This is a genomic window from Azospira sp. MPR-E4 (genome assembly GCF_058809645.1).
On sequence record NZ_JBXAST010000011.1, the window covers coordinates 22,769 to 48,745 of the forward strand.

27 protein-coding genes and 1 tRNA gene are annotated in these 25,977 nt (G+C 64.2%); 27 read left to right on the top strand and 1 reads right to left on the bottom strand.

Annotated features, from left to right (window positions below; genetic code table 11):
- The first annotated feature begins 7 nt into the window (after positions 1-7).
- From ileS to AC1RTA_RS05535, 16 genes are all read left to right on the top strand, one after another.
- A complete protein-coding gene (gene ileS, locus AC1RTA_RS05460; RefSeq protein ID WP_492784165.1) occupies positions 8-2,800 on the top strand; it encodes an isoleucine--tRNA ligase in 2,793 nt (930 codons plus the stop codon).
- Complete coding sequence (gene lspA, locus AC1RTA_RS05465; RefSeq protein ID WP_014238505.1) at positions 2,793-3,293, top strand: signal peptidase II; 501 nt, start codon at positions 2,793-2,795, stop codon at positions 3,291-3,293. Before ileS ends, lspA begins: the two co-directional genes overlap by 8 nt.
- A gap of 15 nt (positions 3,294-3,308) precedes the next feature.
- On the top strand, positions 3,309-3,869 hold the full coding sequence (locus AC1RTA_RS05470; protein ID WP_492784166.1) for a sulfite oxidase-like oxidoreductase: 561 nt from the start codon (positions 3,309-3,311) through the stop codon (positions 3,867-3,869).
- On the top strand, positions 3,869-4,312 hold the full coding sequence (locus tag AC1RTA_RS05475; protein WP_130459047.1) for an FKBP-type peptidyl-prolyl cis-trans isomerase: 444 nt from the start codon (positions 3,869-3,871) through the stop codon (positions 4,310-4,312). Before AC1RTA_RS05470 ends, AC1RTA_RS05475 begins: the two co-directional genes overlap by 1 nt.
- Positions 4,313-4,395: 83 nt before the next feature.
- Positions 4,396-5,319, top strand: coding sequence for a 4-hydroxy-3-methylbut-2-enyl diphosphate reductase (ispH, locus tag AC1RTA_RS05480; protein ID WP_492784167.1), 924 nt, complete (start codon positions 4,396-4,398; stop codon positions 5,317-5,319).
- Positions 5,320-5,444: 125 nt separating this feature from the next.
- Positions 5,445-5,520: transfer RNA gene (locus tag AC1RTA_RS05485), tRNA-Thr, on the top strand.
- Positions 5,521-5,726: 206 nt separating this feature from the next.
- Positions 5,727-6,494 (top strand): 3-hydroxyacyl-CoA dehydrogenase, encoded by a 768-nt coding sequence (locus tag AC1RTA_RS05490; RefSeq protein ID WP_492784168.1) that lies wholly within the window; start codon positions 5,727-5,729, stop codon positions 6,492-6,494.
- Positions 6,495-6,564: 70 nt separating this feature from the next.
- Positions 6,565-9,006 (top strand): heavy metal translocating P-type ATPase, encoded by a 2,442-nt coding sequence (locus AC1RTA_RS05495; protein ID WP_492784169.1) that lies wholly within the window; start codon positions 6,565-6,567, stop codon positions 9,004-9,006.
- 13 nt (positions 9,007-9,019) lie between these two features.
- Positions 9,020-9,223, top strand: coding sequence for a cbb3-type cytochrome oxidase assembly protein CcoS (gene ccoS, locus AC1RTA_RS05500; protein ID WP_492784170.1), 204 nt, complete (start codon positions 9,020-9,022; stop codon positions 9,221-9,223).
- A gap of 311 nt (positions 9,224-9,534) precedes the next feature.
- Positions 9,535-10,962: a cytochrome-c oxidase, cbb3-type subunit I gene (gene ccoN, locus AC1RTA_RS05505; RefSeq protein ID WP_014236713.1), complete on the top strand. Its 1,428-nt coding sequence runs from the start codon at positions 9,535-9,537 to the stop codon at positions 10,960-10,962.
- Positions 10,963-10,980: 18 nt separating this feature from the next.
- Positions 10,981-11,601 (top strand): cytochrome-c oxidase, cbb3-type subunit II, encoded by a 621-nt coding sequence (ccoO, locus tag AC1RTA_RS05510; protein ID WP_014236714.1) that lies wholly within the window; start codon positions 10,981-10,983, stop codon positions 11,599-11,601.
- Between the two features lie 3 nt (positions 11,602-11,604).
- Positions 11,605-11,793 (top strand): CcoQ/FixQ family Cbb3-type cytochrome c oxidase assembly chaperone, encoded by a 189-nt coding sequence (locus tag AC1RTA_RS05515; RefSeq protein WP_014236715.1) that lies wholly within the window; start codon positions 11,605-11,607, stop codon positions 11,791-11,793.
- Positions 11,790-12,689: a cytochrome-c oxidase, cbb3-type subunit III gene (ccoP, locus tag AC1RTA_RS05520; protein WP_014236716.1), complete on the top strand. Its 900-nt coding sequence runs from the start codon at positions 11,790-11,792 to the stop codon at positions 12,687-12,689. Before AC1RTA_RS05515 ends, ccoP begins: the two co-directional genes overlap by 4 nt.
- Positions 12,690-12,828: 139 nt before the next feature.
- Entirely contained in the window at positions 12,829-14,241 is a 1,413-nt protein-coding gene (ccoG, locus tag AC1RTA_RS05525) for a cytochrome c oxidase accessory protein CcoG (RefSeq protein WP_492784171.1), read from the top strand.
- Positions 14,242-14,259: 18 nt separating this feature from the next.
- On the top strand, positions 14,260-14,784 hold the full coding sequence (locus AC1RTA_RS05530; protein WP_130460034.1) for a FixH family protein: 525 nt from the start codon (positions 14,260-14,262) through the stop codon (positions 14,782-14,784).
- A gap of 17 nt (positions 14,785-14,801) precedes the next feature.
- The gene (locus AC1RTA_RS05535) at positions 14,802-14,936 is read left to right on the top strand and encodes a DUF3149 domain-containing protein (protein ID WP_014236719.1); all 135 of its coding nucleotides are present in this window, start codon (positions 14,802-14,804) and stop codon (positions 14,934-14,936) included.
- Between the two features lie 69 nt (positions 14,937-15,005).
- Here the strand turns inward: AC1RTA_RS05535 and AC1RTA_RS05540 are convergent, their stop codons facing one another.
- The gene (locus tag AC1RTA_RS05540) at positions 15,006-15,449 is read right to left on the bottom strand and encodes a universal stress protein (protein WP_130460033.1); all 444 of its coding nucleotides are present in this window, start codon (positions 15,447-15,449) and stop codon (positions 15,006-15,008) included.
- Between the two features lie 117 nt (positions 15,450-15,566).
- Between AC1RTA_RS05540 and AC1RTA_RS05545 the strand changes: the two genes are divergently transcribed.
- From AC1RTA_RS05545 to AC1RTA_RS05595, 11 genes are all read left to right on the top strand, one after another.
- Positions 15,567-16,991: an MBL fold metallo-hydrolase RNA specificity domain-containing protein gene (locus AC1RTA_RS05545; protein ID WP_232058813.1), complete on the top strand. Its 1,425-nt coding sequence runs from the start codon at positions 15,567-15,569 to the stop codon at positions 16,989-16,991.
- A 45-nt stretch (positions 16,992-17,036) separates the two neighbouring features.
- Positions 17,037-18,794 carry a PHA/PHB synthase family protein gene (locus tag AC1RTA_RS05550; protein ID WP_492784172.1) on the top strand — a complete coding sequence of 586 codons (1,758 nt, stop codon included), beginning with the start codon at positions 17,037-17,039 and terminating at the stop codon, positions 18,792-18,794.
- A gap of 120 nt (positions 18,795-18,914) precedes the next feature.
- Positions 18,915-20,078, top strand: coding sequence for an NAD(P)H-dependent flavin oxidoreductase (locus tag AC1RTA_RS05555; RefSeq protein ID WP_014236723.1), 1,164 nt, complete (start codon positions 18,915-18,917; stop codon positions 20,076-20,078).
- The gene (locus tag AC1RTA_RS05560; RefSeq protein WP_130460032.1) at positions 20,075-20,740 is read left to right on the top strand and encodes a chemotaxis protein; all 666 of its coding nucleotides are present in this window, start codon (positions 20,075-20,077) and stop codon (positions 20,738-20,740) included. The genes AC1RTA_RS05555 and AC1RTA_RS05560 overlap by 4 nt, the downstream gene beginning before the upstream one ends.
- Complete coding sequence (locus tag AC1RTA_RS05565; protein WP_014236725.1) at positions 20,740-21,480, top strand: oxygen-binding di-iron domain-containing protein; 741 nt, start codon at positions 20,740-20,742, stop codon at positions 21,478-21,480. The genes AC1RTA_RS05560 and AC1RTA_RS05565 overlap by 1 nt, the downstream gene beginning before the upstream one ends.
- Positions 21,481-21,602: 122 nt before the next feature.
- Positions 21,603-22,055, top strand: a complete 453-nt coding sequence (locus AC1RTA_RS05570; RefSeq protein ID WP_492784173.1) for a hemerythrin domain-containing protein — start codon at positions 21,603-21,605, stop codon at positions 22,053-22,055.
- On the top strand, positions 22,052-22,291 hold the full coding sequence (locus AC1RTA_RS05575; RefSeq protein ID WP_152090671.1) for a DUF2249 domain-containing protein: 240 nt from the start codon (positions 22,052-22,054) through the stop codon (positions 22,289-22,291). The genes AC1RTA_RS05570 and AC1RTA_RS05575 overlap by 4 nt, the downstream gene beginning before the upstream one ends.
- A gap of 58 nt (positions 22,292-22,349) precedes the next feature.
- Entirely contained in the window at positions 22,350-23,648 is a 1,299-nt protein-coding gene (locus AC1RTA_RS05580) for a hypothetical protein (protein WP_492784174.1), read from the top strand.
- 15 nt (positions 23,649-23,663) lie between these two features.
- Complete coding sequence (locus tag AC1RTA_RS05585; RefSeq protein ID WP_492784175.1) at positions 23,664-24,881, top strand: NnrS family protein; 1,218 nt, start codon at positions 23,664-23,666, stop codon at positions 24,879-24,881.
- Positions 24,882-24,900: 19 nt separating this feature from the next.
- Entirely contained in the window at positions 24,901-25,287 is a 387-nt protein-coding gene (locus AC1RTA_RS05590) for a SirB2 family protein (protein ID WP_014236730.1), read from the top strand.
- A 10-nt stretch (positions 25,288-25,297) separates the two neighbouring features.
- Positions 25,298-25,876, top strand: coding sequence for a hemerythrin domain-containing protein (locus AC1RTA_RS05595; protein ID WP_014236731.1), 579 nt, complete (start codon positions 25,298-25,300; stop codon positions 25,874-25,876).
- Positions 25,877-25,977 lie beyond the last annotated feature (101 nt).

The following is a 25,977-nucleotide window of genomic DNA, read 5'->3' on the forward strand; positions in this document are numbered from 1 at the left end:
GGCTGTTATGGCTGACTACAAGAACTCCCTGAATCTTCCCGACACTCCCTTCCCCATGCGCGGCGACCTGCCCAAGCGGGAGCCCCAGTGGGTGCAGCAATGGCAGGAAAAGAAGCTGTACCAGAAGATTCGCGAGATCTGCGCCGGCCGGCCCAAGTTCATCCTGCACGACGGCCCTCCCTACGCCAACGGCAACCTGCATCTGGGCCACGCCCTGAACAAGATCCTCAAGGACATCATCGTCCGCTCCAAGACCCTGGCCGGTTTTGATGCGCCCTACGTGCCGGGCTGGGACTGCCACGGCCTGCCCATCGAGCACAAGATCGAAGTCACCCACGGCAAGAACCTGCCCGCCGACAAGGTGCGGGAACTGTGCCGCAGCTACGCCGCCGAGCAGGTGGAAGTGCAGAAGAAGGAATTCATCCGCCTCGGCGTGCTGGGCGACTGGGACAACCCCTACCTGACCATGAACTTCGCCAACGAGGCCGGCGAGATCCGCGCCCTGGCCGAGATGGTCAAGCAGGGCTACGTCTTCAAGGGCCTGAAGCCCGTCAATTGGTGCTTCGACTGCGGCTCCGCCCTGGCCGAGGCCGAGGTGGAATACGCCGACAAGAAGTCCCCCACCATCGACGTGGCTTTCCCCGTCAGCGAAGCCGATGCCCCCAAGCTGGCTGCGGCCTTCGGCCTCAACGCCCTGCCCAAGCCCGCCTATGCGGTGATCTGGACCACCACCCCGTGGACCATTCCCGCCAACCAGGCCCTCAATATCCACCCCGAACACGAGTACGCCCTGGTGGACGCGGGTGATCGCCTGCTGGTGCTGGCCAAGGAGCTGGTGGCCGACTGCCTCAAGCGCTACGGCTGCGAAGGCACGGTGCTGGCGACCGTCAAGGGCAAGGCCCTGGAACGCCTGGAATTCCGCCATCCTTTCTACGACCGGGTTTCCGTTGTCTACCTGGCCGACTACGTGGGCCTGGATGCGGGCACCGGCATCGTCCATTGCGCCCCCGCCCACGGCGTGGACGACTTCAACGCCTGGCGCCATTACGGCCGCGGCAACGACGAGATCATTTCCATCGTCAAGGGCGACGGTGTCTATGTGGACGAGCTGCCCTTCTTCGGCGGCCTCTCCATCTGGAAGGCCAACCAGGCCATCTGCGACAAGCTGTCCGAAGTGGGCTGCCTGCTTTCCCACGGCAATGTCAGCCACAGCTACATGCACTGCTGGCGCCACAAGACTCCGGTGATCTACCGGGCCACCGCCCAGTGGTTCGTCGGCATGGACCGCCTGCCCACCGACGGCAAGTCCCTGCGCGAAAAGGCCCTGGCCGGGGTCGAGGCCACCGCCTTCTATCCGGCCTGGGGCAAGCCCCGCCTGCAATCCATGATCGCCAACCGGCCCGACTGGTGCATCTCCCGCCAGCGCAACTGGGGCGTGCCCATTCCCTTCTTCCTGCACAAGGAAACGGGGGAACTGCATCCGCGCACCGTGGAGCTGATGGAAGCCGTGGCCCAGCGCGTGGAGAAGGAAGGCATCGAAGCCTGGTTCAAGCTGGATGCGGCAGAACTGCTGGGGGGCGAAGCCGCCCAGTACGAAAAGATCAGCGACACCCTGGACGTGTGGTTCGACTCCGGCACCACCCACTGGCACGTGCTGCGGGGCTCCCATAACGACGGCCACGCCACCGGCCCCCGGGCCGACCTCTACCTGGAAGGCTCGGACCAGCACCGGGGCTGGTTCCATTCCTCCCTGCTCACCGGCGCCGCCATCGACGGCCATCCGCCCTACAAGGCCCTGCTCACCCACGGTTTCACGGTGGACCAGCAGGGGCGCAAGATGAGCAAGTCCCTGGGCAACACCATCCTGCCCCAGGAAGTCTCGGACAAGATGGGCGCCGACATCCTGCGCCTGTGGGTGGCCGCCACGGACTACTCCGGCGAGCTGGCCATGTCCAAGGAAATCCTGGCCCGGGTGGTGGAAGCCTACCGCCGCATCCGCAACACCCTGCGTTTCCTGCTGGCCAACATCGCCGACTTCGACGCCGCCAAGGACATGCTGCCGGTGGCCGAGTGGTTCGAGATCGACCGCTACGCCCTGGCCCTGACCCGCCAGCTGCAGACCCAGGCCCAGGCCGATTACGACCGCTACGAGTTCCACCGCGTGGTGCAGGCCCTGCAGACCTTCTGCTCCGAGGACCTGGGCGGCTTCTGGCTGGATATCCTGAAGGACCGCCTGTACACCACGGCACCGGCCTCCAAGGCCCGCCGCTCGGCCCAGAGCGCCCTGTGGCACGTGACCCAGAGCTTCATCCGCCTGATGGCGCCGATCCTCTCCTTCACCGCCGAGGAAGTGTGGCAGATCCTCTCCGGCGATGCGGACCAGTCCATCATGTTCCACACCTGGCACGACCTGCCGGCCCAGGCCGACGAAGGCGAGCTGCTGGCCAAGTGGACCCTGATCCGGGAGGTGCGCGGCGAAGTGACCAAGGCCCTGGAGGCCCTGCGCGAGGAAGGCAAGATCGGCTCCTCCCTCCAGGCCGAAGTGCGGATCAGCGCCGAGGGCGACAAGTACGCGGCCCTGGCCAGCCTGGGCGACGACCTGCGCTTCGTCCTCATCTGCTCCAAGGTGAGCGTGGCCCAGGGCGCCGATGCCATCGCCGCCGAGGCCTCCACCCAGAAGAAGTGCGAGCGCTGCTGGCACTACCGGGAGGACGTGGGTAGCAACCCGGAACACCCCGAACTGTGCGGCCGTTGCGACAGCAACCTGCACGGCGAGGGCGAGGTACGCGAGCGTGCCTAAGTCCTCCCTGGGCCGCTGGTACGGGCTGGCGGCCCTGGTCATCGTTCTCGACCAGCTCTCCAAATGGGCGGTGCTGGCGAGCCTGAACTACGGCGACACGGTCACCGTGACGCCCTTTTTCGACTGGGTCTTCGTCTTCAACCGGGGCGCCGCCTTCAGCTTCCTCGCCGACCAGCCCGGCTGGCAGCGCTGGTTCTTCACCCTGCTGGCCCTGGGAGTGTCCGGCTGGATCGCCTGGATGCTGCGCCAGCACCTGGCCGAGCGCCTGCTGTGCTTCTCCCTGACCCTGATCATGGGCGGCGCCCTGGGCAACGTCATCGACCGGGTGCGTTTCGGCGCCGTGGTGGATTTCCTGCAGTTCCACGTGGCCGGCTGGTACTACCCGGCCTTCAACGTGGCCGACTGCGCCATCACCGTGGGGGCAATTTTGCTGGCCTGGGAGCAAATCCGGCGTAAACCTGTCCAAGGGAATCCGGATTCTTCCGCTTCCTAACGTCAGGGCCCGTTCATGAGCGACCACCGCATTCCTCCCGGCCAGCGCCACGTCACCGATTTTCCGGTGCTGGACCTGGGCATCCATCCCGACATCCACCATGAAAACTGGCAGTTGCGCCTGTTCGGCCTGGTGGCCCAGGAAGTGGTGCTGGACTGGGAACAGTTGCTGGCCATGCCCCAGGTGCAGCGGACCAGCGATTTCCACTGCGTCACCACCTGGACCCGGCTGGACGTGCCCTGGGAGGGTGTGCTGGCCCGGGAAGTGGTGAATCTGGCCGGCCCCCTGGCGGAAGCCCGCCACGTCACCCTGCACAGCTACGACGGCTATACCACCAACGTGCCTCTGGCGGCGCTGCTGGACGACGACGTGCTGGTGGCCCACACGGTGGACGACGCCCCCCTGTCCGTCGAACACGGCGGCCCGGTGCGCCTGGTGCTGCCCAAACGCTACGCCTGGAAGAGCGCCAAATGGCTCTCCGGCATCGAATTCCACGCCGAAGACCGTCCCGGTTACTGGGAAGTGCGCGGCTACCACAACGAAGCAGATCCCTGGAAAGAAGAGCGGTATTCCTGATGAGCCAAGTCGATCAAGCAACGGTCCAGCCGGACAGCTTTCTCACCCTGCACTACCGCGTCACCACCGGCGACGGCAGCGAGATTCTCAACACCTTCGACATGAAGCCCGCCACCCTGCAGATGGGCAGCGGCCAGCTGGCGGAGAACCTGGAGAAGTGCCTGCTCGGCCAGGTGGCCGGACAGCGCCACGTCTTCCTGCTGGAACCGGCCCAGGCCTTCGGCGAACACAACCCCCGGCTGGTGGAGCGCATCGCCCGGGAAGCCCTGCCGCCGGGCATGGAACTGAAGGAAAACTCCGTGGTGGAGTTCAACGACGGCGAGGGTGCCGAGTTCGCCGGCTTCCTGCGGGAACTGACGGAAAGCCACGCCCTCTTCGATTTCAACCACCCCCTGGCCGGCAAGTCCGTGCGCTTCGAGGTGGAGATCATCGGCATCCTCTAAAGGCTTGCCCCGGGGCCTTGGCCCCGCCGCGTCCAACCCCCGGTGCCGGGAGCTGTGGCTCCCGGCCCAACTGAGAGTCATCCATGGAAGTCATCCTCGCCAATCCCCGCGGTTTCTGTGCCGGCGTCGAACGGGCCATCGCCATCGTCGAACGGGCCCTGGAGCGTTTCGGCGCCCCCATCTATGTGCGTCATGAAGTGGTGCACAACAAGTTCGTGGTGGACGGCCTGCGCGCCAAGGGCGCCGTCTTCGTCGAGGAACTGGACGAAGTGCCTGCCGGTGCCACGGTCATCTTCAGCGCCCACGGCGTCGCCAAGGCCGTGCGCGAGGAAGCCGACCGGCGCGGCCTCAAAGTGTTCGACGCCACCTGTCCCCTGGTCACCAAGGTGCATAACGAGGTGGCCAAGATGCGGGAACAGGGACGGGAAGTCATCATGATCGGCCACAAGGGCCATCCCGAAGTCGAGGGCACCATGGGGCAGAGCGTCAATGGCGGCATGCACCTGGTGGAAACCCGGGAGGATGTGGACCAGCTGATGGTGCGGTTCCCCGAGCAGTTGGGCTTCGTCACCCAGACCACCCTGTCGGTGGACGACGCCGCCAACGTCATCCAGGCCATTCGCGGGCGTTTCCCCGATGCCGCAGGACCGCGCAAGGACGACATCTGCTATGCCACCCAGAACCGCCAGGATGCGGTGAAGCATCTGGCCGAATCCTGCGACCTGGTGATCGTGGTGGGCTCCCGCAACAGCTCCAATTCCAACCGCCTGCTCGAAGTGGCCAAGCTGCGCGGTGTGCGGGGCTATCTGGTGGATGGGGCCGAGCAGATTGAGGCCGAATGGCTGCAGGGGGTGAACACCATTGGCGTCACCGCCGGCGCCTCCGCACCGGAGACCCTGGTACAGGGGGTCATTTCCCGCCTGCAGGCGCTGGGCGCCGGCAATGTGCGCCAGTTGGGGGATGGGGAGCCGGAGGTGAACTTCCCTCTGCCCAAGGAACTGCTTTAATCCCTGCCGTTACCGAACGAGACGAAAATATTTCATTTGTTCCGCGCCGGGGCGGCAGAAGTGTTCACTAGGTGGGGTTTCGTTGCTAGAATCCGACCCTCTGTTGCGGGTCTTGAGTAGTAGATGCCGGTGTAGCTCAGTTGGTAGAGCAGCGCATTCGTAATGCGAAGGTCGTAGGTTCGACTCCTATCTCCGGCACCATTTCCTTTGGCCTTGCAGCAGTGAAAAAGCCGCCCTGTGCGGCTTTTTGCTTTTCTGTAACTGCATTTTGTGCTTTCCCGTTTTCTGCCTGGGCGCCTGAATTTGTCTGGGAGGAGTACCAAATTTTGCCGTCGTCTCCATACGCTACCGTCTGGAAATGCTATAGAATCCGTCGGTCATTAATTTGAGGACGAGGAGAACACAATATGGAACTCAAAGAGAGCGTATTCGTTGTTACCGGCGGTGGTTCCGGCCTGGGTGCCGCGACGGCCCGCATGATCGTGGCCGGCGGCGGCAAGGTGGTCCTGGCCGACGTGAACAAGGCAGCCGGCGAGGCCCTGGCGGCGGAACTGGGCGCCAATGCCCGCTTCGCCGAAACCGACGTAACCAATGAAGCCAGCGCCAAGGCGGCCATCGAACTGGCCGTCTCCACCTTCGGCAAGCTCAATGGCCTGGTGAACTGCGCCGGCGTGGCGCCGGCGGAGAAGGTGCTGGGCAAGGAAGGTCCCCATCGCCTGGAGAGCTTTGCCAAGGTCATCAACATCAACCTGGTGGGCTCCTTCAACATGATCCGCCTGGCCACCGAAGTCATGGCCAAGGGCGAACCCAATGCCCAGGGCGAGCGCGGCGTCATCGTCAGCACCGCCTCCGTGGCTGCCTTCGACGGGCAGCTGGGCCAGGCTGCCTATGCCGCCTCCAAGGGCGGCGTCGTAGCCATGACCCTGCCCATCGCCCGGGAACTGGCCCGCAGCGGCATCCGCGTCATGACCATCGCCCCCGGCATCATGGAAACCCCCATGCTCATGGGCATGCCCCAGGAAGTGCAGGACTCCCTGGGCAAGATGGTGCCGTTCCCCTCCCGCATGGGTAAACCGGCCGAATACGCTGCCCTGGTGCGCCACATCGTGGAGAACTCCTACCTCAATGGCGAAGTGATCCGTCTGGACGGCGCCATTCGCATGGCGGCGAAATAACTTATACTGCGGGCCTGTCAGTCCCACCCAAAGGCGCGGGCAATGCTCGCGCCTTTCTTATTTGCGAGCCATGAGCAAAGGCGCCTGTTACCACTGTGGTCAGCCCGTTCCGGATGACGTCGATCTGACGGTCCGGGTCTCCGAATCTCCCCGTGCCATGTGTTGTATCGGTTGCCAGGCGGTGGCCCAGGCCATCGTGGACAACGGCCTGGACGACTACTACCGCAACCGGGATGCCCTGCCCGAATCGAAGCGGGAAGCACTGCCCGAGGTGCTGGACAACCTGCGCCTCTTTGACCACGCCGATTTCCAGAAAAGTTTCGTGCGCGCCCTGGGCGAGAACGAGCGGGAAGCCTCCCTGATCCTGGAAGGCATTACCTGCGCCGCCTGCATCTGGCTCAACGAACAGCACATCTCCCATCTGCCCGGGGTTGCCGGGGTGGATATCAACTACACCACGCGCCGCGCCCGGGTGCGCTGGGACGAGAGCAAGATCAAGCTTTCCGACATCCTGGCGGCCATCTCGGCCATCGGCTACCGGGCCTACCCCTATGATCCGGCCCGGACCGAGGAGCTGGCCCGCAAGGAACGCCGGGACGCCCTGTGGCGCGTCTGGGTGGCTGGTTTCGGCATGATGCAGGTGATGATGTACGCCATCCCCGTCTATATGGCGGAAGGGGACATGACGGCGGACATCGAATCCCTGATGCGTTGGGCCAGCCTGCTGCTGACCCTGCCGGTGGTTTTCTATTCGGCGGCCCCCTTCTTCCGCAATGCCTGGCGCGACCTCAAGTTCCGCCGGGTCGGCATGGACGTGCCGGTGGCCCTGGGCGTCGGTTCGGCCTTCGCCGCCAGCATCTGGGCCACTTTCGTTGCCGATGGCGAGGTCTATTTCGACTCGGTGACTATGTTCGTGTTTTTCCTGCTGGGCGGGCGATTCCTGGAAATGAATGCGCGCCAGCGTGCCGTCGGCGTCACCGAAGCCCTGGCCAAGCTGCTGCCGGCCTTTGCCGAGCGCCTCGTCGCCTATCCCCAGGACCGCACGCCGGGCAAGGTGGTGGTGGTCGACCTGCAGGCGGGGGATGTCGTCCTGGTGCGTCCCGGCGGCACCATTCCCTCCGACGGGCGGGTGCTGGAAGGGACGAGTTCGGTCAATGAATCGCTCCTCACCGGCGAGAGCCTGCCGGTGTCCAAGCGGGTCGGAGATACAGTCACCGGCGGCGCCATCAATGTGGAAAGCCCCCTGGTGGTACGGGTCGAACAGGTAGGGGAGGGCACCCGGCTCTCCGCCATCGTGCGCCTCATGGAACGGGCGGCCATGGAAAAGCCGCGGATCGTCGAGATGGCTGATCGCATCGCCAGCCGTTTTGTCGCCGCCCTGCTGCTGGTGGCGGCGGCCGTCGCCCTGGCCTGGTGGTTCATCGATCCGGCCCGGGCCCTGTGGATCACCGTTTCCGTGCTGGTGGTGACCTGCCCCTGCGCCCTGTCCCTGGCCACCCCGATCGCCCTTACGGTGGCCAGCGGTGTGCTGGCCCGGGAAGGGCTGCTGGTGACCCGGGGTCATGCCATCGAGACCCTGGCCCGCTCCACCCATGTCGTCTTCGACAAGACCGGTACCCTGACCTCGGGCCGCATGCGCCTGCTGGAGGTCCTGCCGCTCGGGGCTGTCGGCGCCGAGGACAGTTTGCGGCTGGCGGGAGCGCTGGAAGGGGCTTCCGAGCATCCCATCGCCCAGGTATTCCGCAGCGAGGCGGCGCAGCTGGCCGCCTGGCCCCATGGCACCGAAGTCGTCACCAGTATTCCGGGGAGCGGCATTTCCGGGGTGCTGGGCGGTGTCGAATACCGTATCGGCCGTCCCGACTTCGTCGCCGAGCTGGTGGGGGCTGCCCTGCCTGACTCTGCCCGGGGCCTTGCCGCCCGGGGCGATACGGTGATTGCCCTGGGGGCGGCGAGCGGCTGGATTGCCCTGTTCGCCCTGGGGGACGAGATCCGGGCCGAGGCGCCGGCCCTGGTGGCCGATCTGCTGGCCTCGGGGCGCCAGGTGGTGCTGCTTTCCGGCGATGCCCCGGAGGCGGCAGCCCGGGTGGCCGCCCTGCTCGGCATCCAGGACGTCCATGGCGGTGTCTCGCCCCAAGGCAAGCACGATTTTGTCTCCCGCCTGCAGGAGGCCGGCGCCGTGGTGGCCATGGTGGGGGATGGGGTTAACGACGCCCCGGTCCTGGCCCAGGCCCAGGTATCCGTGGCCATGGGCGGCGGCGCCCAGCTGGCGCGGACCCAGGCCGACCTGATCCTGCTGTCGGAGAACCTGGATCATCTGCGGCGCGGCATTGCCCTTTCCGGCAAGGCGCTACGCATCATCCGGCAGAACCTGGTATGGTCCTTTGCCTATAATTTCATCGCCCTGCCCCTGGCCATGTTCGGTTTCATCACGCCCTGGATGGCCGGCATCGGCATGTCCGGCAGTTCCCTGCTGGTAGTGCTCAATTCCCTGCGGCTGCAACGCCCCCTTTAGCGGAGTTTCGTCCATGGAAAGCCTGTATCTGCTGATTCCCCTCTCGGTCGTTCTGGTCTTCGCCATTGGCGTCGCCTTCTGGTGGTCGGTGCGCAACGGCCAGTTCGACGATCTGGAGGGCCCTGCCTACCGCATCCTGATGGACGACGAACTGCCCGGGAAGCGGGATGGGGCGGCGGCTGCCAAGGGAGCGGAGGAGGGAGCGGGGGAGAAATAACCCAGGTTTGATCTGGGTCAACAATCCCAAACGGGGCATCAGAGAGAATCCTTCTCGTTTTGGAAGTCCCTCATTTTGTTGGGGGCTTCGCCAAGTTTGTTTCTCTGTTGGGGTTGGGGTGCGTTTGTAACGCACCCTTTTTTTTGCCCATTTTTTTGATGTGGTCCGCCGCCTTTTTGACTTTGTGCGAGACGGCTTGATCTATGTCAAAAGGCGCGGGGCTCCGCTACAATAGCATCCCTGCGATGCTGCCCAAGGGTTCATAGGGAGGTGGCATGAAGATTATCTTTTCCTAGTCGAGAGGTGGGTCCATGTCGGAAACGCAATCCACATACAACTATAAGGTAGTACGGCAATTTGCCATCATGACCGTAGTCTGGGGCATTGTTGGCATGCTTGTCGGTGTCATCATTGCCGCCCAGCTGGTCTGGCCGGAGCTCAATTTCGGGCCCTGGTTGACCTATGGTCGTCTTCGTCCGCTGCATACCAATGCAGTGATTTTCGCTTTTGGCGGTTGTGCGCTGTTTGCAACCTCCTACTGGGTGGCGCAGCGTACCTGCCACACTCGTCTGTTCTCCGACGGACTGGCCGCCTTTACGTTCTGGGGCTGGCAGATCGTCATCCTGCTGGCTGCTGTTAGCCTGCCCCTGGGTATCACCACCGGCAAGGAATATGCCGAACTGGAATGGCCGATCGATATCCTGATCACCCTGGTGTGGGTTGCCTACGCCCTGGTGTTCTTCGGTACCCTGATCAAGCGCAAGGTTAGCCACATCTACGTTGCCAACTGGTTCTACGGCGGCATGATCCTGGCTGTGGCTCTGCTGCACCTGGTGAACAGCGCCGAAATCCCGGTCTCCATGCTGAAGTCCTACTCCGCCTACGCCGGCGTGCAGGATGCCATGGTGCAGTGGTGGTACGGCCACAATGCGGTGGGCTTCTTCCTGACCGCCGGCTTCCTGGGCATGATGTACTACTTCGTGCCGAAGCAGGCTGAGCGTCCGGTTTACTCCTATCGCCTGTCCGTGGTGCACTTCTGGGCTCTGATCTTCACCTACATGTGGGCAGGTCCTCACCATCTGCACTACACCGCCCTGCCCGACTGGACCCAGTCCATCGGCATGCTGTTCTCCCTGATCCTGCTGGCTCCCTCCTGGGGCGGTATGATCAACGGCATCATGACCCTGTCCGGCGCCTGGCATAAGCTGCGTGACGATCCCATCCTGAAGTTCCTGATCACTTCCCTGTCTTTCTACGGTATGTCGACCTTCGAAGGTCCGATGATGTCCGTGAAGTCCGTGAATGCCCTGTCCCACTACACTGACTGGACCGTTGGTCACGTGCATGCTGGTGCTCTGGGCTGGGTGGCGATGGTTTCCGTTGGCTCCCTGTACTACCTGATCCCCCGCCTGTTCGGCGCCAAGCAGATGTACAGCGTCAAGCTGGTCACCGTGCACTTCTGGATCGCTACCATCGGCGTGGTGCTGTACATCGCTTCCATGTGGATCGCCGGTGTGATGCAAGGCCTGATGTGGCGCGCCTTCAACCCTGATGGCACCCTGACCTACAGCTTCGTCGAAGCGGTGAAGGGCTCCTACCCGTTCTGGACCATCCGTCTGGTTGGTGGTGTTCTGTTCCTGGGCGGTATGCTGATCATGTTCTACAACGTGCTGAAGACCATCGGTCAGAGCCAAGGCGCCGACGAGCGCATCATGGCCCCTGCCGCTCATCACGCTTAATCAGGGAGAACGCTACAAATGCTTACGCATGAACAAATCGAAAAGAACGCTGGTTGGCTGATCGTTCTGACCGTCATCGTGATCAGTTTCGGTGGCGCTCTGGAAATCGTTCCGCTCTTCTTCCAGAAGTCCACGACCCAGGCGGTTGAAGGCGTGAAGCCTTACGATCCCGTCCGCCTGGCTGGCCGCGATGTGTATATCCGGGAAGGCTGCTACAACTGCCACTCCCAGATGGTCCGTCCGTTCCGGGCCGAGACCGAGCGCTATGGTCACTACTCTGTTGCTGGTGAGTTCGTTTATGACCACCCGTTCCAGTGGGGTTCCAAGCGTACCGGTCCCGATCTGGCCCGTGTTGGCGAGCGTTACTCCAACGAGTGGCACGTTGCTCACCTGAACAATCCTCGCGATGTCGTTCCTGAGTCCAACATGCCGGCTTACCCCTTCCTGGCCAAGAGCAAGGCCAAGGACAGCGTGGGTGCCGACATCGAGGCCAAGATGCGGGCTCTGCGCAAGGTCGGTGTTCCTTACACCGACGCGGAGATTGCCGGTGCCAAGGCCGAGATTGGCGACAAGACCGAGCTCGACGTTCTGATCGCCTACCTCCAAGGCATGGGCACTGCCCTGAAGAACACTAAGTAAGGTATGGACATCAACGATCTGCGTTCCATCGTGACGGTGCTGGCATTTATGTCGTTCGTCGGCATCGTCTGGTGGGCTTATGGCAAGGGGGCCCGCAAGGGCTTTGACGAAGCGGCCAACTTGCCCTTCGCAGATGACGATGCGGAAGTGATCACCGATCTCTCCCGCAAAGAAGAGAGGAAAACATCATGAGCGATTTCGTTAGCGAGTTTTGGAACTTGTACGTCGTCGTAATCTCGCTGGTGTCTATCATCGGCTGCGGCATTTTCTTGAAATTTCAGAGCGTCCACAAGGGCTCCACGGATACCACCGGGCACGTGTGGGACGAGACTCTGGCTGAGTACAACAACCCTCTGCCTGCCTGGTGGAAGTGGATGTTCTACATCACCATCGTCTTCGCTCTGGTGTATCTGGCCCTGTATCCCGGCCTGGGCAAGTTCCAGGGCGTGCTGGGTTGGTCTTCCGTTGGCCAGTACAAGGCTGAAGTGAAGAAAGCTGACGACACCTACGGTCCCATCTACGACAAGTACCTGAAGATGGATCTGAAGGCTGTTGCTGCCGACAAGGAAGCCAACGAAATGGGCAAGCGCCTGTTCCTGACCTACTGCTCCCAGTGTCACGGTTCTGATGCCCGCGGTTCCAAGGGCTTCCCGAACCTGGCTGATGCCGACTGGCAGTGGGGCGGTGAGGCCGATACCGTCAAGACCACCATCCTGGAAGGTCGTAACGGTGTGATGCCTCCTCACGCTCAACTGGGCGACGAGACCATCAAGAACCTGGCCAACTTCGTCCGCTCCCTGTCCGGTCTGCCGCACGATGCCGTGCTGGCCGCTAAGGGCAAGGAAGCCTTCGGTACCGTTGGTTGCACCGGCTGCCATGGTCCGGAAGCTACCGGCACCCCGGCTCTGGGCGCCCCCAACCTGACCGACAAGGTCTGGCTGTACGGCTCCTCCGAGGCCACCATCACCGAGACCATCAAGAACGGCCGCAACAACCGCATGCCGGCTTGGAAGGACTTCCTGGGTGAAGGCAAGGTGCACATCCTGGCCGCCTACGTGCTGAGCCTGTCCGGCGCCGAGAAGAAGTAATGCTGTAGTCAAAAGGAAGCGCGGTGCAGAGATTCTGTGCCGCGCTTTTTTTTCACCGTGTATGAGCTGTGACCTGTATCAAAATCGCAGTGCGGGCATGACCCGGTACTGCGATTCTGATAAACGTTAAGAGCAAGCAATGAGCCAGATCGAGAACGGCAATTCAGCTGTACCGGAAGCGAACGGGTCTCTCTACGAAAAGCACAAGAAGATCTACGTGCGGGCCGCCTCCGGCCTCTTCAACAATTGGCGTTGGGGGATGGTGTTCCTCACCCAGGCCCTGTTCTACGGGCTCTGCTGGGTCGACTGGAATGGCCGCCAGGCGGTCCTGTTCCATCTGGTCGAGCGCAAGTTCTACATTTTCGGCATGGTGTTCTGGCCCCAGGATGTCTTTTACCTGGCGCTGCTGCTGATCATTTCCGCCTATGCCCTGTTCCTGTTTACTGCGGTGGCCGGGCGGCTCTTTTGCGGCTATGCCTGCCCCCAGACCGTTTACACCGAACTATTTCTCTGGATAGAAGCCAAGGTCGAAGGTGACCGGCCCGCCCGCATGAAGCTGGACAAGGGGCCGCTGGATGGGCGCAAACTGCGCCTGAAAGCCACCAAGCATGCCCTGTGGCTGATCCTTTCGCTGTGGACCGGTTTTACCCTGGTGGGCTATTTCACCCCCGTCAAGGAACTGGTGGCCTCCATTCCTTCCTTCGGCTTCGGCCCCTGGGAAATCTTCTGGATCCTGTTCTACGCCGGTTTCACCTACATGCAGGCCGGCTTCCTGCGGGAGCAGGTGTGCAAGTACATGTGCCCCTATGCCCGTTTCCAGGGGGTCATGTTCGATCCGGATACCCTGATCATCACCTATGACCCGGAACGGGGTGAGCCGCGGGGCGCGCGCAAGAAAGGGATTGACCCCCGTAGCGAGGGCAAGGGCGACTGCGTCGATTGTGGCATCTGCGTTCAGGTCTGTCCGACCGGTATCGATATCCGCAACGGACTGCAGTACGAGTGCATCGGCTGTTCCGCCTGTATTGACGCCTGCGACGAGGTGATGGACAAGATGTCCTATCCGCGGGGCCTGATCCGCTACTCCACGGAGAATGCCCTGGCCAAGCACTACACGCCCAAGGAAATGGTGGCCCATGTGATGCGGCCCCGGGTGCTGCTCTATTCCGCCATTCTCGGCATGATCATCCTGGCGACAGCCTGGGGGCTCGGTACCCGCATTCCGCTCAAGGTGGACGTCATCCGCGACCGCGCGACCCTGGCCCGGGAAGCCGACGACGGGCGCATCGAGAATATCTACACCCTGCGCATCATGAACACCGAAGAAGCGCCGCGGCGCTATGCCCTCAGCGTCAGCGGGCTGCCGGGAGCCGAGATCATCGGTGAGCGCATCGTCGAGGTGCCTGCCGCCACCACCGAGTCGGTCCTGGTGTCCGTGCGTGTGCCCCCCGAGTCCGGTACCAAGGGTGCCAACCATATTTTCTTTGAAATCCAGGCCCAGAATCACGACAAGGTGCGCGTCAGTGAAAAGGCCAGTTTCATGCTTCCCTGATTTTTCAAGCGAGCCCCTATGAGAACTGCTGCACAACCCTGGTACCGCGAGCCCTGGCCCTGGATCCTGGCTGCCGGCCCTGTCGCTGTCATCCTGGCAGGCATCGTCACCGTCTGGCTTGCCATCAAGAGCAACGACGGCCTGGTGGCGGACGATTACTACAAGCAGGGCCTGGAGGTGAACCAGGTCATTCAGCGGGATCGCAGGGCCGAGGAATTGGGGCTCCAGGCGGAAGTCTTCGCCGGTAACAACGGCAGCTTCCGCGTCCTGCTCACGAGCACCCAGGGTGCGGCCCTGCCGGAGAAAGTGCGCCTGAAACTGGCCCACCCGGCCAAGGCCGGATTCGATCAGGAAATTACCCTGGCATCCGATGGTCAGGGCGCCTATAGTGGCAAATTGAATAATCCCATCGTCGGCAATCGCTGGCTGGTGCGTCTTGAGGACGAATCCGGCAACTGGCGTCTGTCTGCCGAGTGGGCAATGGAAAAGCAAGAGTCGCTGTCTATGAAAGTGACCGCACCGGTTTCTTCTTCTAATCGTTAATAACGGGAGGTAACACCATGGCTTGGAAGGAATTGTTTTCCACTGATATCGGTCTGCTGAGTCTCTTCACCATCGGCTTTGTGGTGGTGATGGGCGCCTACTTCGGCGTCTATTTCAGCAAGAAAATGAACGAGAAGCCCGGTCAGAAGTAATCCGGTCTCCGTCAAAGCAAAAGGCCTGGAATTTCCAGGCCTTTTTCATTTGCGGCAACTGATCCGGGATCAGCGATACACCAGCACCGGCACCTTGGAGTGGGTCAGGACCTTGTTGGTCTCGCTGCCCAGTAACAGGCCGGTGATGCCCTTGCGGCCATGGGAGGCCATGAAGATGAGGTCGCAGGCGGACTTTTCGGCCGTCTCAATGATGGCCTCATAGGGAATGTCGCTGGTGACGGCGACCTTGGTGCAGGGTACGGCATTGGCCTGGCAGAGTTGCTCCACCTGACCCAGGAATTCGTTGGCCTGGTTGTCGGCCAATTCGGCAAATTTCTCCGGCGTGGTCGGATCGATCAGGGCGCCTTCACCGTAGTAGGTGACGGGGTATTCGGGCTTGGCGTAGAAGGCGGTAATGCGGGCGCCGCATTCCTTGGCGAAGGAGACCGCCTTCTTGGCCGTCTCGCGGGAGAGTTCGGAACCGTCGGTAGGGAGTAGGATGTGCTTGAACATGTGAGGGGCTCCTCTATGGGAAAAAATCTCTAGGCCCCATCCTAAGTCAGTTTTGACGGAAGTCAAAACCCTAGCCACTCTTGGGGCGAGAATGGCATAAACGCAAGGAGTGTATCGATGTCGCTGCAGGGCAAGATTCAGGTCAGCATGCATGGTGCGGCCGGTGAGGTCACCGGGTCGTGCACCCTGGTGGAAATGGAAGGGCTGCGCTTCCTGGTGGATTGCGGCATGTTCCAGGGGGGCGGCGATGCCTACGGCAAGAACCAGCGCGCGCTGGCTTTTGACGTGCGCCATCTGGATTTCGTCCTGCTGACCCACGCCCATATCGACCATTCCGGATTGCTGCCGCGCCTGGCCATGCTGGGCTATCGCGGCCCCATCTACGCCACCGCCGCCACGACCGACCTGCTGCAGGTGCTGCTGCTCGATTCGGCCCATATCCAGGAGAAGGAGTCGGAGTGGCAATTGCGTCGCAGCCACCGCTCCGGCCGCGGCGGGCGGGGTCTGCAGCCGCCGCTCTATACGGTGACCCAGGCCCAGGAGTGCCTGAAGCTGCTGCGTGCCGTCGATTACGACACCCCCCTGCATCCGGCATCCGGTGTCAGCGTGCGTTTCCGGGATGCGGGCCACATTTTGGGTTCGGCCATTCTGGAGGTGCAGATCGACACGGCCGACGGTCCGCGCAAGCTGGTGTTCTCTGGCGACCTGGGGCAGCCGGGGCGCCCCGTGCTGCGGGACCCCGAGTTCATCGCCGAGGCCGACCTGCTGTGCATCGAATCGACCTACGGCAACCGGGTGCACCGGCCCCTGGAGGATACCGAGGCGGAGTTGATCCGGGCCTTTGAGCACACGTTCGGCGAGAAGCGCGGCAACATCATCATTCCCGCCTTCGCCGTGGGGCGGACCCAGGAAATCCTCTATGTCCTGGGCGGCCTGGTGCGGCAGGGGCGGCTGCCCCACCTGAAGATTTACGTGGATTCCCCCATGGCCGATGCGGCCACCCGCATCACCCTCAAGTACCGCCATCTGTGGGACGACGAAACCCGGGACCTGATGGCCTGGCAGGAAGCCAATCCCCAGGCGGTGCGGGTGCATTTCACCGCCGACGTGGAAGAGTCCATGGCCCTCAACGACATCCGGGAAGGCGCCGTGATCATCTCCGCCAGCGGCATGTGCGATGCGGGACGCATCAAGCACCACCTGGCCTACAACCTGCCCCGTCCCGAGAGCACGGTGCTGATCACCGGCTTCCAGGCGGCGGGCACTCTGGGGCGTCGATTGGTGGATGGGGCCCGGACCGTTCGCCTGTTCGGCCAGATCGTGCCGGTGCGGGCGGACGTGCATACCATCGGCGGCCTCTCCGCCCATGCGGACCAGCAGGCGCTGCTGGACTGGGTCGGGCACTTTTCCCGGGCGCCGGGCCAGGTGCGGGTCGTCCATGGCGAGCCGGAGGCCGCCCAGGCCCTGCGCGATGCCATCGAACAGCGCTACGGCTGGGCCAACGTGGCCGTAGCCCGTTGCAACGACCCTGTCATAGTTTGATATAAAATTCCTCTTCCAGCGTCAGTCCTAAAAAGGCAGAAAACCATGGCGGCCAACCCCAATTCAGCTTCCTCCTCCAAGCACCACAAGAGTATCAACCTCTCGGGAGCCAGTCCCCTGGAAGACATGGGGGAGAAACTGGAGAAGCAGGTCGATCCTTTTGGCATCACCACTTCCATGCTCAATGCCCAGGCCGCCTGGCTGATGCATCCCCAGGAGCTGAGCCGCGTCATGACGGGCCTTTCCGGCGACCTGCTGGCCCTCCAGGCCCACGTCATGCGCCGGGCCCTGGGCCTGCCTTCCGAGGATGTGGTGCGCCCCCACGAGGATGACAGCCGCTTTTCCGATCCGGTATGGGAGCAGTCCCCGACCTGGGACATCATGAAGGAGTGGTATCTGGCCATGACCCACCGGCTGGAGGACATGTACTTCGAGACCCCCGGCCTGTCGGACAAGGAGCGCCGCCGCGCCGCCTTCTGGCTGCGCAAATGGCTCAATGCCGTGGCGCCCACCAATTTCTTCTGGACCAACCCGGTGGCCCTGCGCAAGTTTGTCGAGAGCAAGGGGGAATCCCTGGCCAAGGGCATGGAGAACTATCTCAAGGACAGCCAGTCCGGCACCGTGCGCATGGTGGATGAGGATGCCTTCAAGGTCGGTGTCGATCTGGCAACCACGCCCGGCCAGGTGGTGTTCCGCAACCGGCTGGTGGAACTGATTCAGTACACCCCGACCACGGCCCAGGTTTACAAGCAGCCCATCGTCATCGTCACGCCCTGGATCAACAAGTTCTACATTCTGGACCTGACCGCCAAGAAGAGCCTGGTGCGCTATCTGGTGGAGAAGGGCTTCACGGTTTTCATCACCAGCTGGAAAAATCCGACCGAGGACATGTCCCAGGTCACCTACGAAGACTATGTGACTGAGGGCGTGCATGAGGTCATGGAAGCCGCCCGCACCATCTGCAAGGTGCCTCAGGTCAATGCGGTGGGCTACTGCATCGGCGGTACCACCCTGACGGCTTACATGGCCTGGGCCAACCGCAAGTTCGGCAGTGCCGACAAGGTGCCGGTGTCCTCCTGGACCCTGTTCACCACCCTGACGGATTTCTCCCGTCCCGGGGACATCGAGGTCTTCGTGGATCCGGCCAGCGTCAAGTGGATCGAGGATTCCATGGCCAAGAAGGGCTACCTCGACGGCAAGGAAATGATGTCCTCCTTCCGCATGCTGCGTTCCAACAGCCTGATCTGGCACTACTACGTGCACAGCTACCTCTACGGCGAGCCCCTGGCGCCTTTCGACGTGCTGTTCTGGAACGTGGACAGCACCCGCATGCCTTACGCCATGCATTCCTACTACCTGCGGGAGATGTACCTCAACAATAATCTGGTGAAGAAGGATGCCCTTACCATCGGCGGTGAGGCCATCGACCTGGAACGCATCACCCAGCCTCTCTATGCAGTGACGGCGGAGGACGATCATATCGCCCCCTGGCGCCAGTGCTATCGCATCCGCAAGTACGTCAGTGCGCCCACCCGGTTCGTGCTGTCCACTTCCGGCCACATCCTCGGCATCGTCAATCCGCCGGTGAATCCGCCCAAGCGCAGCTACTGGGTGGGAGAGCCGGAGCGGGGCGAGAATATCGAGCGTTGGGAAGCGGCGGCCGAGAAGCGTCCTGGCAGCTGGTGGGAGGACTGGGTGCAGTGGCTGGTGCCCAAGAGTGGCGCCCTGGTGGCCCCGCCCAAGCCCCACAAGGACTTTCCGGCCCTGGCGCCGGCGCCAGGCACCTACGTGCTGGAACCCTGAGGCAGGCATGGGAAGGGGAAAGTCCGGCGGGGGAGCTACGACAAAAGGCTTAATCCAGATCAAGCCAAGCATCCCGGATTGTGATATCGTGAGCGGCTTTGTTTTTAGGCCCCAGACTCGATGAGCTCCACCGCTTTCCCCCCTCTCAAAATCAAAGGTAAGACCCTGGTGCCCATCGTCCAGGGGGGAATGGGGGTCGGTATTTCCGCCCACCGCCTGGCCGGTACCGTCGCCTCCCTTAACGGGGTGGGGACCATCGCCAGCGTCGATCTGCGCCGCCACCACCCGGACCTGATGGCCGAGACCGGCCGTTCCCGCAACCGGGAAGCCATCGAAAAGGCCAACCTGATCGCCCTCGACCGGGAAATCAAGATGGCCCAGGACATCGCCCAGGGCCGCGGCGTCATCGCCGTGAACGTCATGCGGGCGGTGACCCAGTACCAGGATTACGTGCGTCAGTCCTGTCAGTCCGGCGCCGAGGCCATCGTCATGGGTGCCGGCCTGCCCCTGGATCTGCCCGAACTGACCGAGGGCTACCCGGACGTGGCCCTGGTGCCCATCCTCTCCGACGTGCGCGGCATCGTGCTGCTGCTGAAGAAGTGGATGCGCAAGAACCGCCTCCCCGACGCCATCGTCATCGAACATCCCCGCTACGCCGGCGGCCACCTGGGTGCCGCCAAGAAGGAGGATGTTAACGATCCTCGCTTCAACTTCGAGGTGGTCATCCCCGGCGTGCTGGAAGCCTTCGAGGAAATGGGCATTGCTTCCGAGAAGATTCCCCTGATCCCCGCCGGCGGCATCAACAGCCACGAACGGGTGCGGGAGCTGATCGACATGGGCGCCGCCGCCGTGCAGCTGGGCAGTGCCTTCGCCGTGGCCGAAGAGGGCGACGCCGACATCGAATTCAAGAAGGTCCTGGCCGGCGCCAAGGACAAGGACGTGGTGGACTTCATGAGTTGTGCGGGCCTGCCGGCCCGGGCAGTGAAGACCCCCTGGCTGGAAAAGTACCTGAACCGGGAAGAAAAGCTCATGGCTGCCGCCGCCGGCAAGGAGCACAAATGCACCCTGGCCTGGGACTGCCTGCTGCAGTGCGGCCTGCGGGACAGCAACCCCAAGCACGGCCAGTTCTGCATCGACAACCAGCTGGCTGCCGCCGTCACCGGCGACGTGCAGAAGGGCCTGTTCTTCCGCGGCGCCTCCAGCCTGCCGTTTGGTTCCGCCATTCGCCCCGTGCGAGAATTGATGCATTATCTGCTGACTGGCGAAAAACCCGTCTTCACATGACCTCCACGGCGCTGCAGGTTTCCGACACCTACCCGGCATCCCCTTCCGGTATTCGTGCCGCGGAAGGAACTGCCGGGGCGTCCCTGGACCTGCTGCGCATCGTGCGCATCAACGAACAGATCAAGGCGGTGGTGGCCGTCGCCTTCAAGATCAACATCATGGCCCTGAACGCCATCTTCCTGGCCAAGCGGGCCGGCAGTGCCGCCCTCGGCTTCGGCGTTCTCTCCAACGAATTGCGCGTCTTTTCCCGGGACCTGCGGACCCAGATGGAGTCCCTGCGCCAGCTGATCCATGCCTCCGTGGTGGAAGTGTCCCGCCTGCTGCAGCATTCCCGCTATTCCCGCCTGCTGGCGGCCGGTGTCCAGCTTTCCGGCGGCAACGCCCGCCTGGAAGAGGTGCTGCGCCGGCGCGACCGGGAGGCCCAGGCGCGGCGCGAGACCCTTTCCCGCCTGCGGCGTGAGCTGAAGCTGGCCCTGGAAGATGCTTTCCAGCTGGTGGAGCTGGGCGGCGTGCTGGCCAAGTCGGCCAAGATCGAAGCCGCCTACGGGCAAAGCTTCGCCGGGGCCCTCGCCCAGGTTTCCGGCGAGTTCGACGGCATTGTCGAAGAGATCCGCGGTTCCCTGGAGACCCTGAAAAAATCCAGCTTCTTCGGGGGGAGATAATGAAAAAGACCCAGACCATCTTTCAGGACGGCACCCACAAGTGGGTGGCCATCGTGCGCGATCCGGAACGTCCCGATTCCCTCATCGACACCAATGAGTACCTGGTGGCCAACGGCGTCCAGGGGCTGATCCTGGACCCGGGCGGCGCCGAGATTTTCCCGGCGGTGTTCTCCGCCCTGGCGGCCGAGTTCGATCCGTCCGCAGTGGTCGGCCTGTTCGCTTCCCACCAGGACCCGGACATCATCTCCTCCCTGGCCATGTGGCTGGAATTCAATCCCAAGATGCACTGCTACACCAGCTGGCTCTGGGAGAGCTTCATTCCCCATTTCGGCGGCACCAGCGACACCTTCGTGCCCATTCCCGACGAGGGTATGGAGATCGGCCTCAACGGCCTCACCCTGACGGCGGTGCCGGCCCACTACCTGCATTCCTCCGGCAATTTCCACCTCTACGACCGCCAGGCCCGCATGTACTTCTCCGGCGACGTCGGCGCAGCCCTGCTGCCGCCCGAGGAGGCAGGTCTGTTCGTCGAGGATTTCGACCGCCACATCAAGCACGCCGAAGGCTTCCACCGCCGCTGGATGGGCTCCAACGAAGCCAAGCGCCGCTGGTGCGAACGGGTGGCCCAGATGGAAATCGACATGCTCTGCCCCCAGCACGGCGCCATCTACCAGGGAGCCGACGTGCAGCGCTTCATCAACTGGTTCGACGAGCTGCAGGTCGGCATCCTGCGCGGCTGAACGGCCTCCCGCCCCCCTGTTTCGCCCGGCGCCGGACACCTGTCCGGCGCTTTTGATTCCAGTCAAGGAGTCCTCCTGCCGGGCTGGGCAGAATCCGCCTGAACCCCAGAGAGGAAGCAGGCATGACCCCCATCCGAGACTACATGAGTGGCGACCACCGCCGCTGCGACGACCTGTTCGCGGCCGTGGAGCAGTCCCTCTCCCAACCCGACCCGGCCTTGCCGGCCCGGCTCTTCGCCGATTTCTGCCAAGCCACCCTGGCCCATTTCCAGGCGGAGGAGGAAACCCTCTTTCCCGCCTTCGAGCAGGCCACCGGCATCCGCATGGGGCCCACCCAGATGATGCGGCTGGAACATGTGCAGATGCGCAGTCTCATGGACGAGGCGCGCCAGGCCCTGGCCGCCGGCGACCAGGACGACTACCTGGGGGCGGCCGAGACCCTGCTGATCCTCATGCAGCAGCACAACCTGAAGGAAGAAAACGTCTTGTATCCCATGTGCGACGAACATCTGGCCGGGCATGCCGGCGAGCTGCTGCCCCTGCTGCAGAAGACCGCCGGGAGTGCCCAGTCATGAGTGCCCGCGACGAAGCCGCCCTGGTGGTGGATGCCCGCATGATGGAGCCGCCCGAACCCTTCGTGCGCACCATGGAGGGCCTGGATGAGCTGAAGGACGGGGAAAAGATGCTGCTCCTGCTCTACCGGGAGCCCCATCCCCTGTACCGCACCCTGGTGAACAACGGCTATACCTACCGTTCCCAGACCGCAGAAGACGGCACGGTGGAGATTCTCATCTGGAAGGTGGCGGCCTGAGGTCCCTGGCGCCGGCCCGTCGCCGCTGATCGTCACGCCGCCGCCCAGGACGCTTCCCATGCAAGCCATGCTGTCCTTCGACCAGGCCCCGCCCCTGGCGGCGCCCCTGCGCTTCTTCCTCAGCGCCCCCCTGTTCGCGGCCGCCGCCGGCCTGCTCCTGCTGCTCCTCGGGCCGGAGCTGCTGGCCTCCCGCTGGACCGCCGGCGCCCTGGCCTTCACCCACCTGCTGACGGCCGGCTTCATGTTGCAGACCATGGTCGGCGCCCTGCTGCAGATCCTGCCGGTGGCCACCGGCGCCGGCGTGGCCCGGCCCCTGGGCGTGGCCCGGGCGGTGCACGGCCTGCTCACCCTGGGGCTGCTGTTCCTGGTGGGGGGCTTCCTCACCTACCGTAGCGAACTGTTCCAGGGCGCCCTGTTGTGTCTCGGTGGCGGCGTCCTCATCTTCCTCGTTGCCGTCGGCCGGGCCCTGGCCCAGATTCCCATGGGCAGCACCATCCAGTGGGCCCTCAAGCTGGCCGTGGCCGGCCTCGGCGTGACGGTGCTGCTGGGCCTGTCCATGCTGGTCAACCTGGCCTGGGGGCTGTCCTGGCCACTGCTGGAAATCACCGGCATCCACCTGGCCTGGGGCCTGGTGGGCTGGGGCGTGCTGCTGCTGTCCGGCGTCGCCTACGTGGTGGTGCCCATGTTCCTCCTGACGCCGGCCTTTCCCGGCTGGCTGACCCGGCTCCTGGCGCCCCTGCTGTTCCTGCTGCTGGCCCTGTGGAGCGGCGCCGAGGCGGCCGGCTGGGGCGGTGCCCCCCTCCTGGCGGCCCTGGTGGCGGCCGGTTGCGGCACCTTTGCCCTGGCAACCCTGTGGTTGCTGGTGCGCAGCAAGCGGGCCCGGCTCGATGCCACCCAGCGCTACTGGCGGCTGGGGCTGGCCTGCGCCGTCGGCGGGGCGGCCCTGTGGGCGGTGGGGCAGCTGTGGCCGGCCCTGGGCCTGTGGCCCGGGCTGCCCCTGCTGCTGGGCATGCTCCTGCTGGTGGGCGGGTTCATGTCCGTGATCACCGGCATGCTGTACAAGATCGTGCCCTTCCTCATCTGGCTGCATCTGCAGAACGCGGGCCAGGGCCGGGTGCTGGCGCCGAACATGAAGCGCATCCTGGCCGAGAGCGCCATGGCGCGGCAGATGGCGGCCCATGCCGCTTCCCTGGCCCTGCTGCTGGCCGCCGTGGTCCGCCCCGCCTGGTTCGCCTGGCCGGCCGGACTGGCCCTGCTGCTGTCCAACCTGTGGCTGCTGGTGAACCTCTGGCGCTGTCTGCAGGTCTATCGGCGGCACCTGCGGCATATCGGCGAGCAGCTCGCCGCGGCTGCCTGATTTTTCGGAGATTCCATGTTCAAGGCCTTTTTCAGCGCCCCCCACCGGGTCATGTTCGCCCTCGGCGCCCTGCAGAGCCTGCTGGCGGTGCTGTTCTGGGCGGCGGACCTGGGCGGCCGCTATGCCGGCCTCTATGGGGCTCCGGCCTGGACCCTGCCCGGCATCTGGCTGCATGGGGCCCTGATGCTGTTCGGCCTGTTTCCCCCCTTCATCTTCGGCTTTCTCATGACGGCCCTGCCCAAGTGGGTGAGCGCCCCGGCCCTGACGCGGGGCCAGTACCTGCCGGCCTTCGCTCTGCTGGCCGGCGGCTGGCTGCTCTTCTGGGGCGGCCTGCTGGCGGCGCCCCTGGCCGTGTCCGGCTTGGTGGTGGCGTCCCTCGGCTGGCTGTGGGGCTTGGTCGCCCTGGCCCGGGCCGTGACCTGGCCCCAGCCCCGGGGTTTCGCCCCGGACCGTTCCCACGCCTACGCGCTGCTGGCCGCCCTGGGTCTGGGTCTGGTCGCCCTCTGGGCCTATGCCTGGGGCCTGGCGGCCATGGCCGGCGACGGGGTGCGGGCCGGCATCGAGCTGGGGCTGTGGGGCTGCCTGCTGCCGGTGTTCTTCATCGTCAGCCATCGCATGCTGCCCTTCTTCACTGCAGCGGTGCTGAAGAACTACACCATCTACCGGCCCATGCCCCTGCTGTGGCTGGTGCTGGCCTGCTTCCTCGGCCACGCCCTGCTGGCTCTGGCCGGCTGGCACGGTGCCCTGTGGCTGCCGGACGCCGTTGCCGCCGCCGTGGTCATTCATTTCTCCTGGAAGTGGCAGCTTCGGCGCAGCCTGGCGGTGCCCATGCTGGCCATGATCCATGGCGCCACCGTCTGGCTGGGCCTGGGGCTGGTGCTCTATGCCTGCCAGGGGCTGGCCCTGGCGCTGGGCGGCAGCTTCGGCGGACTGGCGCCCCTGCATGCCATCGGCATCGGCTATTTCGTTTCCATGCTGCTGGGCATGGTCACCCGGGTCACCCTGGGGCATTCGGGCCGGCCCATCAACGCCGGGGATCAGACCACCTGGCCCCTGTTCTGGCTGTTCCAGAGCGTGCCCCTGCTGCGCATCGCCGGCGAGTTCCTGCCCCTGTCCGGCCCCTTCAACCTGCAGTGGCTGGCCAGCCTGGCCTGGCTGCTGGTGTTCGCCCTGTGGGTGCGGCGCCACGGCGCCATGTACCTGCGGCCCCGGCCCGACGGCCAGCCCGGCTGACGGATCGCGGAGCCATCCCATGTACCTGGCCCTCAAGCATCTGCACATCACCTGCGTCGTCCTCTCCGGCCTCGGATTCCTCCTGCGCGGATTCTGGATGCTGCAGGAGTCGCCCCGCCTGCAGGGGCGCCTGCCGCGGGTGGCGCCCCATGTGGTGGATACCCTGCTGCTCGGCAGCGCCCTGGCCCTGGCCTTTCTCTCCGGCCAGTATCCCTTCGTCCAGGGCTGGCTGACGGCCAAGGTGCTGGCCCTGCTGGCCTACATCGGCTGCGGCAGCGTGGCCCTCAAGCGGGGACGCAGCAAGGCGGTGCGGGGCATCTTTTTCGTCATGGCCCTGTCGTGTTTCGCCTATATCGTTTCCGTTGCCCTGACGCGTCATCCCGCCGGCTTCTTCGCCGGTCTGTGAAAGGAATTGCATGAGCCACAGCCTGTTGGGCGCCGCCGCCCCCAGTTTCGACGAACCCCTGGAAATGCTGGATGCCTGTCACGGTCGCATCCAGGCCCAGATCGAGACCCTGCGTCGCCTGGTGCAGCACCTGCCCCGGCACGGCGCCGACCAGGCCGCCCGGGAGGCGGCCCAGGGTGTGCTGCGCTATTTCTCCGTGGCCGCTCCCCATCACCATGCGGACGAGGAGGATGACCTCTTTCCCGCCCTGCGGGCGAGCCAGGCGGTGGCCCGGGAAGCGGCGGTGGCGGCCCAGGTGGAGGCCCTCATCGAGCGCATCCTGGCCGACCACCGGCGCATGGACCGGGCCCGGGACGAGGTGCTGGCCCGCCTGCAGGCCATCGTCGCAGCCCAGCCGGGAGAGTGCAGCGAGGCCCTGCCGGCGGCCATGGTGGAAGGGCTGGCCGAGCTTTATCTGGGACACATCGATCTGGAAACCCGGGAGCTGCTGCCCCTGGGGCGGCGCCTGCTGTCCCCCGAGCAGGCGGCCGCCGTCGGCCGCAGCATGGCGGCACGGCGGGGGGCGGTGTTTCCGGAAGGGGAGCAGTAGGACTGCCGGCACTCCTGGACTAAGCCCGGACAATAATCCGGGCAATAAAAAAAGCGGCTCCGCGGAGCCGCGTTTTTTTTTTTCCGGATTTTTTTCCGGGG

Bases quoted from the DNA above. Each gene is read 5' to 3' on its own strand.
- AC1RTA_RS05495 (WP_492784169.1), top strand. From the start codon at position 6,565: ATGAGCAAAGGCGCCTGTTACCACTGTGGTCAGCCCGTTCCGGATGAC.
- ccoG (WP_492784171.1), top strand. From the start codon at position 12,829: ATGAGCCAGATCGAGAACGGCAATTCAGCTGTACCGGAAGCGAACGGG.
- AC1RTA_RS05595 (WP_014236731.1), top strand. From the start codon at position 25,298: ATGAGCCACAGCCTGTTGGGCGCCGCCGCCCCCAGTTTCGACGAACCC.
- AC1RTA_RS05490 (WP_492784168.1), top strand. From the start codon at position 5,727: ATGGAACTCAAAGAGAGCGTATTCGTTGTTACCGGCGGTGGTTCCGGC.
- AC1RTA_RS05570 (WP_492784173.1), top strand. From the start codon at position 21,603: ATGACCCCCATCCGAGACTACATGAGTGGCGACCACCGCCGCTGCGAC.
- AC1RTA_RS05535 (WP_014236719.1), top strand. From the start codon at position 14,802: ATGGCTTGGAAGGAATTGTTTTCCACTGATATCGGTCTGCTGAGTCTC.
- AC1RTA_RS05540 (WP_130460033.1), bottom strand. From the start codon at position 15,449: ATGTTCAAGCACATCCTACTCCCTACCGACGGTTCCGAACTCTCCCGC.
- ccoN (WP_014236713.1), top strand. From the start codon at position 9,535: ATGTCGGAAACGCAATCCACATACAACTATAAGGTAGTACGGCAATTT.
- AC1RTA_RS05585 (WP_492784175.1), top strand. From the start codon at position 23,664: ATGTTCAAGGCCTTTTTCAGCGCCCCCCACCGGGTCATGTTCGCCCTC.
- ccoO (WP_014236714.1), top strand. From the start codon at position 10,981: ATGCTTACGCATGAACAAATCGAAAAGAACGCTGGTTGGCTGATCGTT.
- ileS (WP_492784165.1), top strand. From the start codon at position 8: ATGGCTGACTACAAGAACTCCCTGAATCTTCCCGACACTCCCTTCCCC.
- AC1RTA_RS05550 (WP_492784172.1), top strand. From the start codon at position 17,037: ATGGCGGCCAACCCCAATTCAGCTTCCTCCTCCAAGCACCACAAGAGT.
- AC1RTA_RS05515 (WP_014236715.1), top strand. From the start codon at position 11,605: ATGGACATCAACGATCTGCGTTCCATCGTGACGGTGCTGGCATTTATG.
- AC1RTA_RS05475 (WP_130459047.1), top strand. From the start codon at position 3,869: ATGAGCCAAGTCGATCAAGCAACGGTCCAGCCGGACAGCTTTCTCACC.
- AC1RTA_RS05545 (WP_232058813.1), top strand. From the start codon at position 15,567: ATGTCGCTGCAGGGCAAGATTCAGGTCAGCATGCATGGTGCGGCCGGT.
- AC1RTA_RS05580 (WP_492784174.1), top strand. From the start codon at position 22,350: ATGCAAGCCATGCTGTCCTTCGACCAGGCCCCGCCCCTGGCGGCGCCC.
- AC1RTA_RS05575 (WP_152090671.1), top strand. From the start codon at position 22,052: ATGAGTGCCCGCGACGAAGCCGCCCTGGTGGTGGATGCCCGCATGATG.
- AC1RTA_RS05565 (WP_014236725.1), top strand. From the start codon at position 20,740: ATGAAAAAGACCCAGACCATCTTTCAGGACGGCACCCACAAGTGGGTG.
- AC1RTA_RS05555 (WP_014236723.1), top strand. From the start codon at position 18,915: ATGAGCTCCACCGCTTTCCCCCCTCTCAAAATCAAAGGTAAGACCCTG.
- AC1RTA_RS05560 (WP_130460032.1), top strand. From the start codon at position 20,075: ATGACCTCCACGGCGCTGCAGGTTTCCGACACCTACCCGGCATCCCCT.
- AC1RTA_RS05470 (WP_492784166.1), top strand. From the start codon at position 3,309: ATGAGCGACCACCGCATTCCTCCCGGCCAGCGCCACGTCACCGATTTT.
- AC1RTA_RS05590 (WP_014236730.1), top strand. From the start codon at position 24,901: ATGTACCTGGCCCTCAAGCATCTGCACATCACCTGCGTCGTCCTCTCC.
- ccoP (WP_014236716.1), top strand. From the start codon at position 11,790: ATGAGCGATTTCGTTAGCGAGTTTTGGAACTTGTACGTCGTCGTAATC.
- ispH (WP_492784167.1), top strand. From the start codon at position 4,396: ATGGAAGTCATCCTCGCCAATCCCCGCGGTTTCTGTGCCGGCGTCGAA.
- ccoS (WP_492784170.1), top strand. From the start codon at position 9,020: ATGGAAAGCCTGTATCTGCTGATTCCCCTCTCGGTCGTTCTGGTCTTC.
- AC1RTA_RS05530 (WP_130460034.1), top strand. From the start codon at position 14,260: ATGAGAACTGCTGCACAACCCTGGTACCGCGAGCCCTGGCCCTGGATC.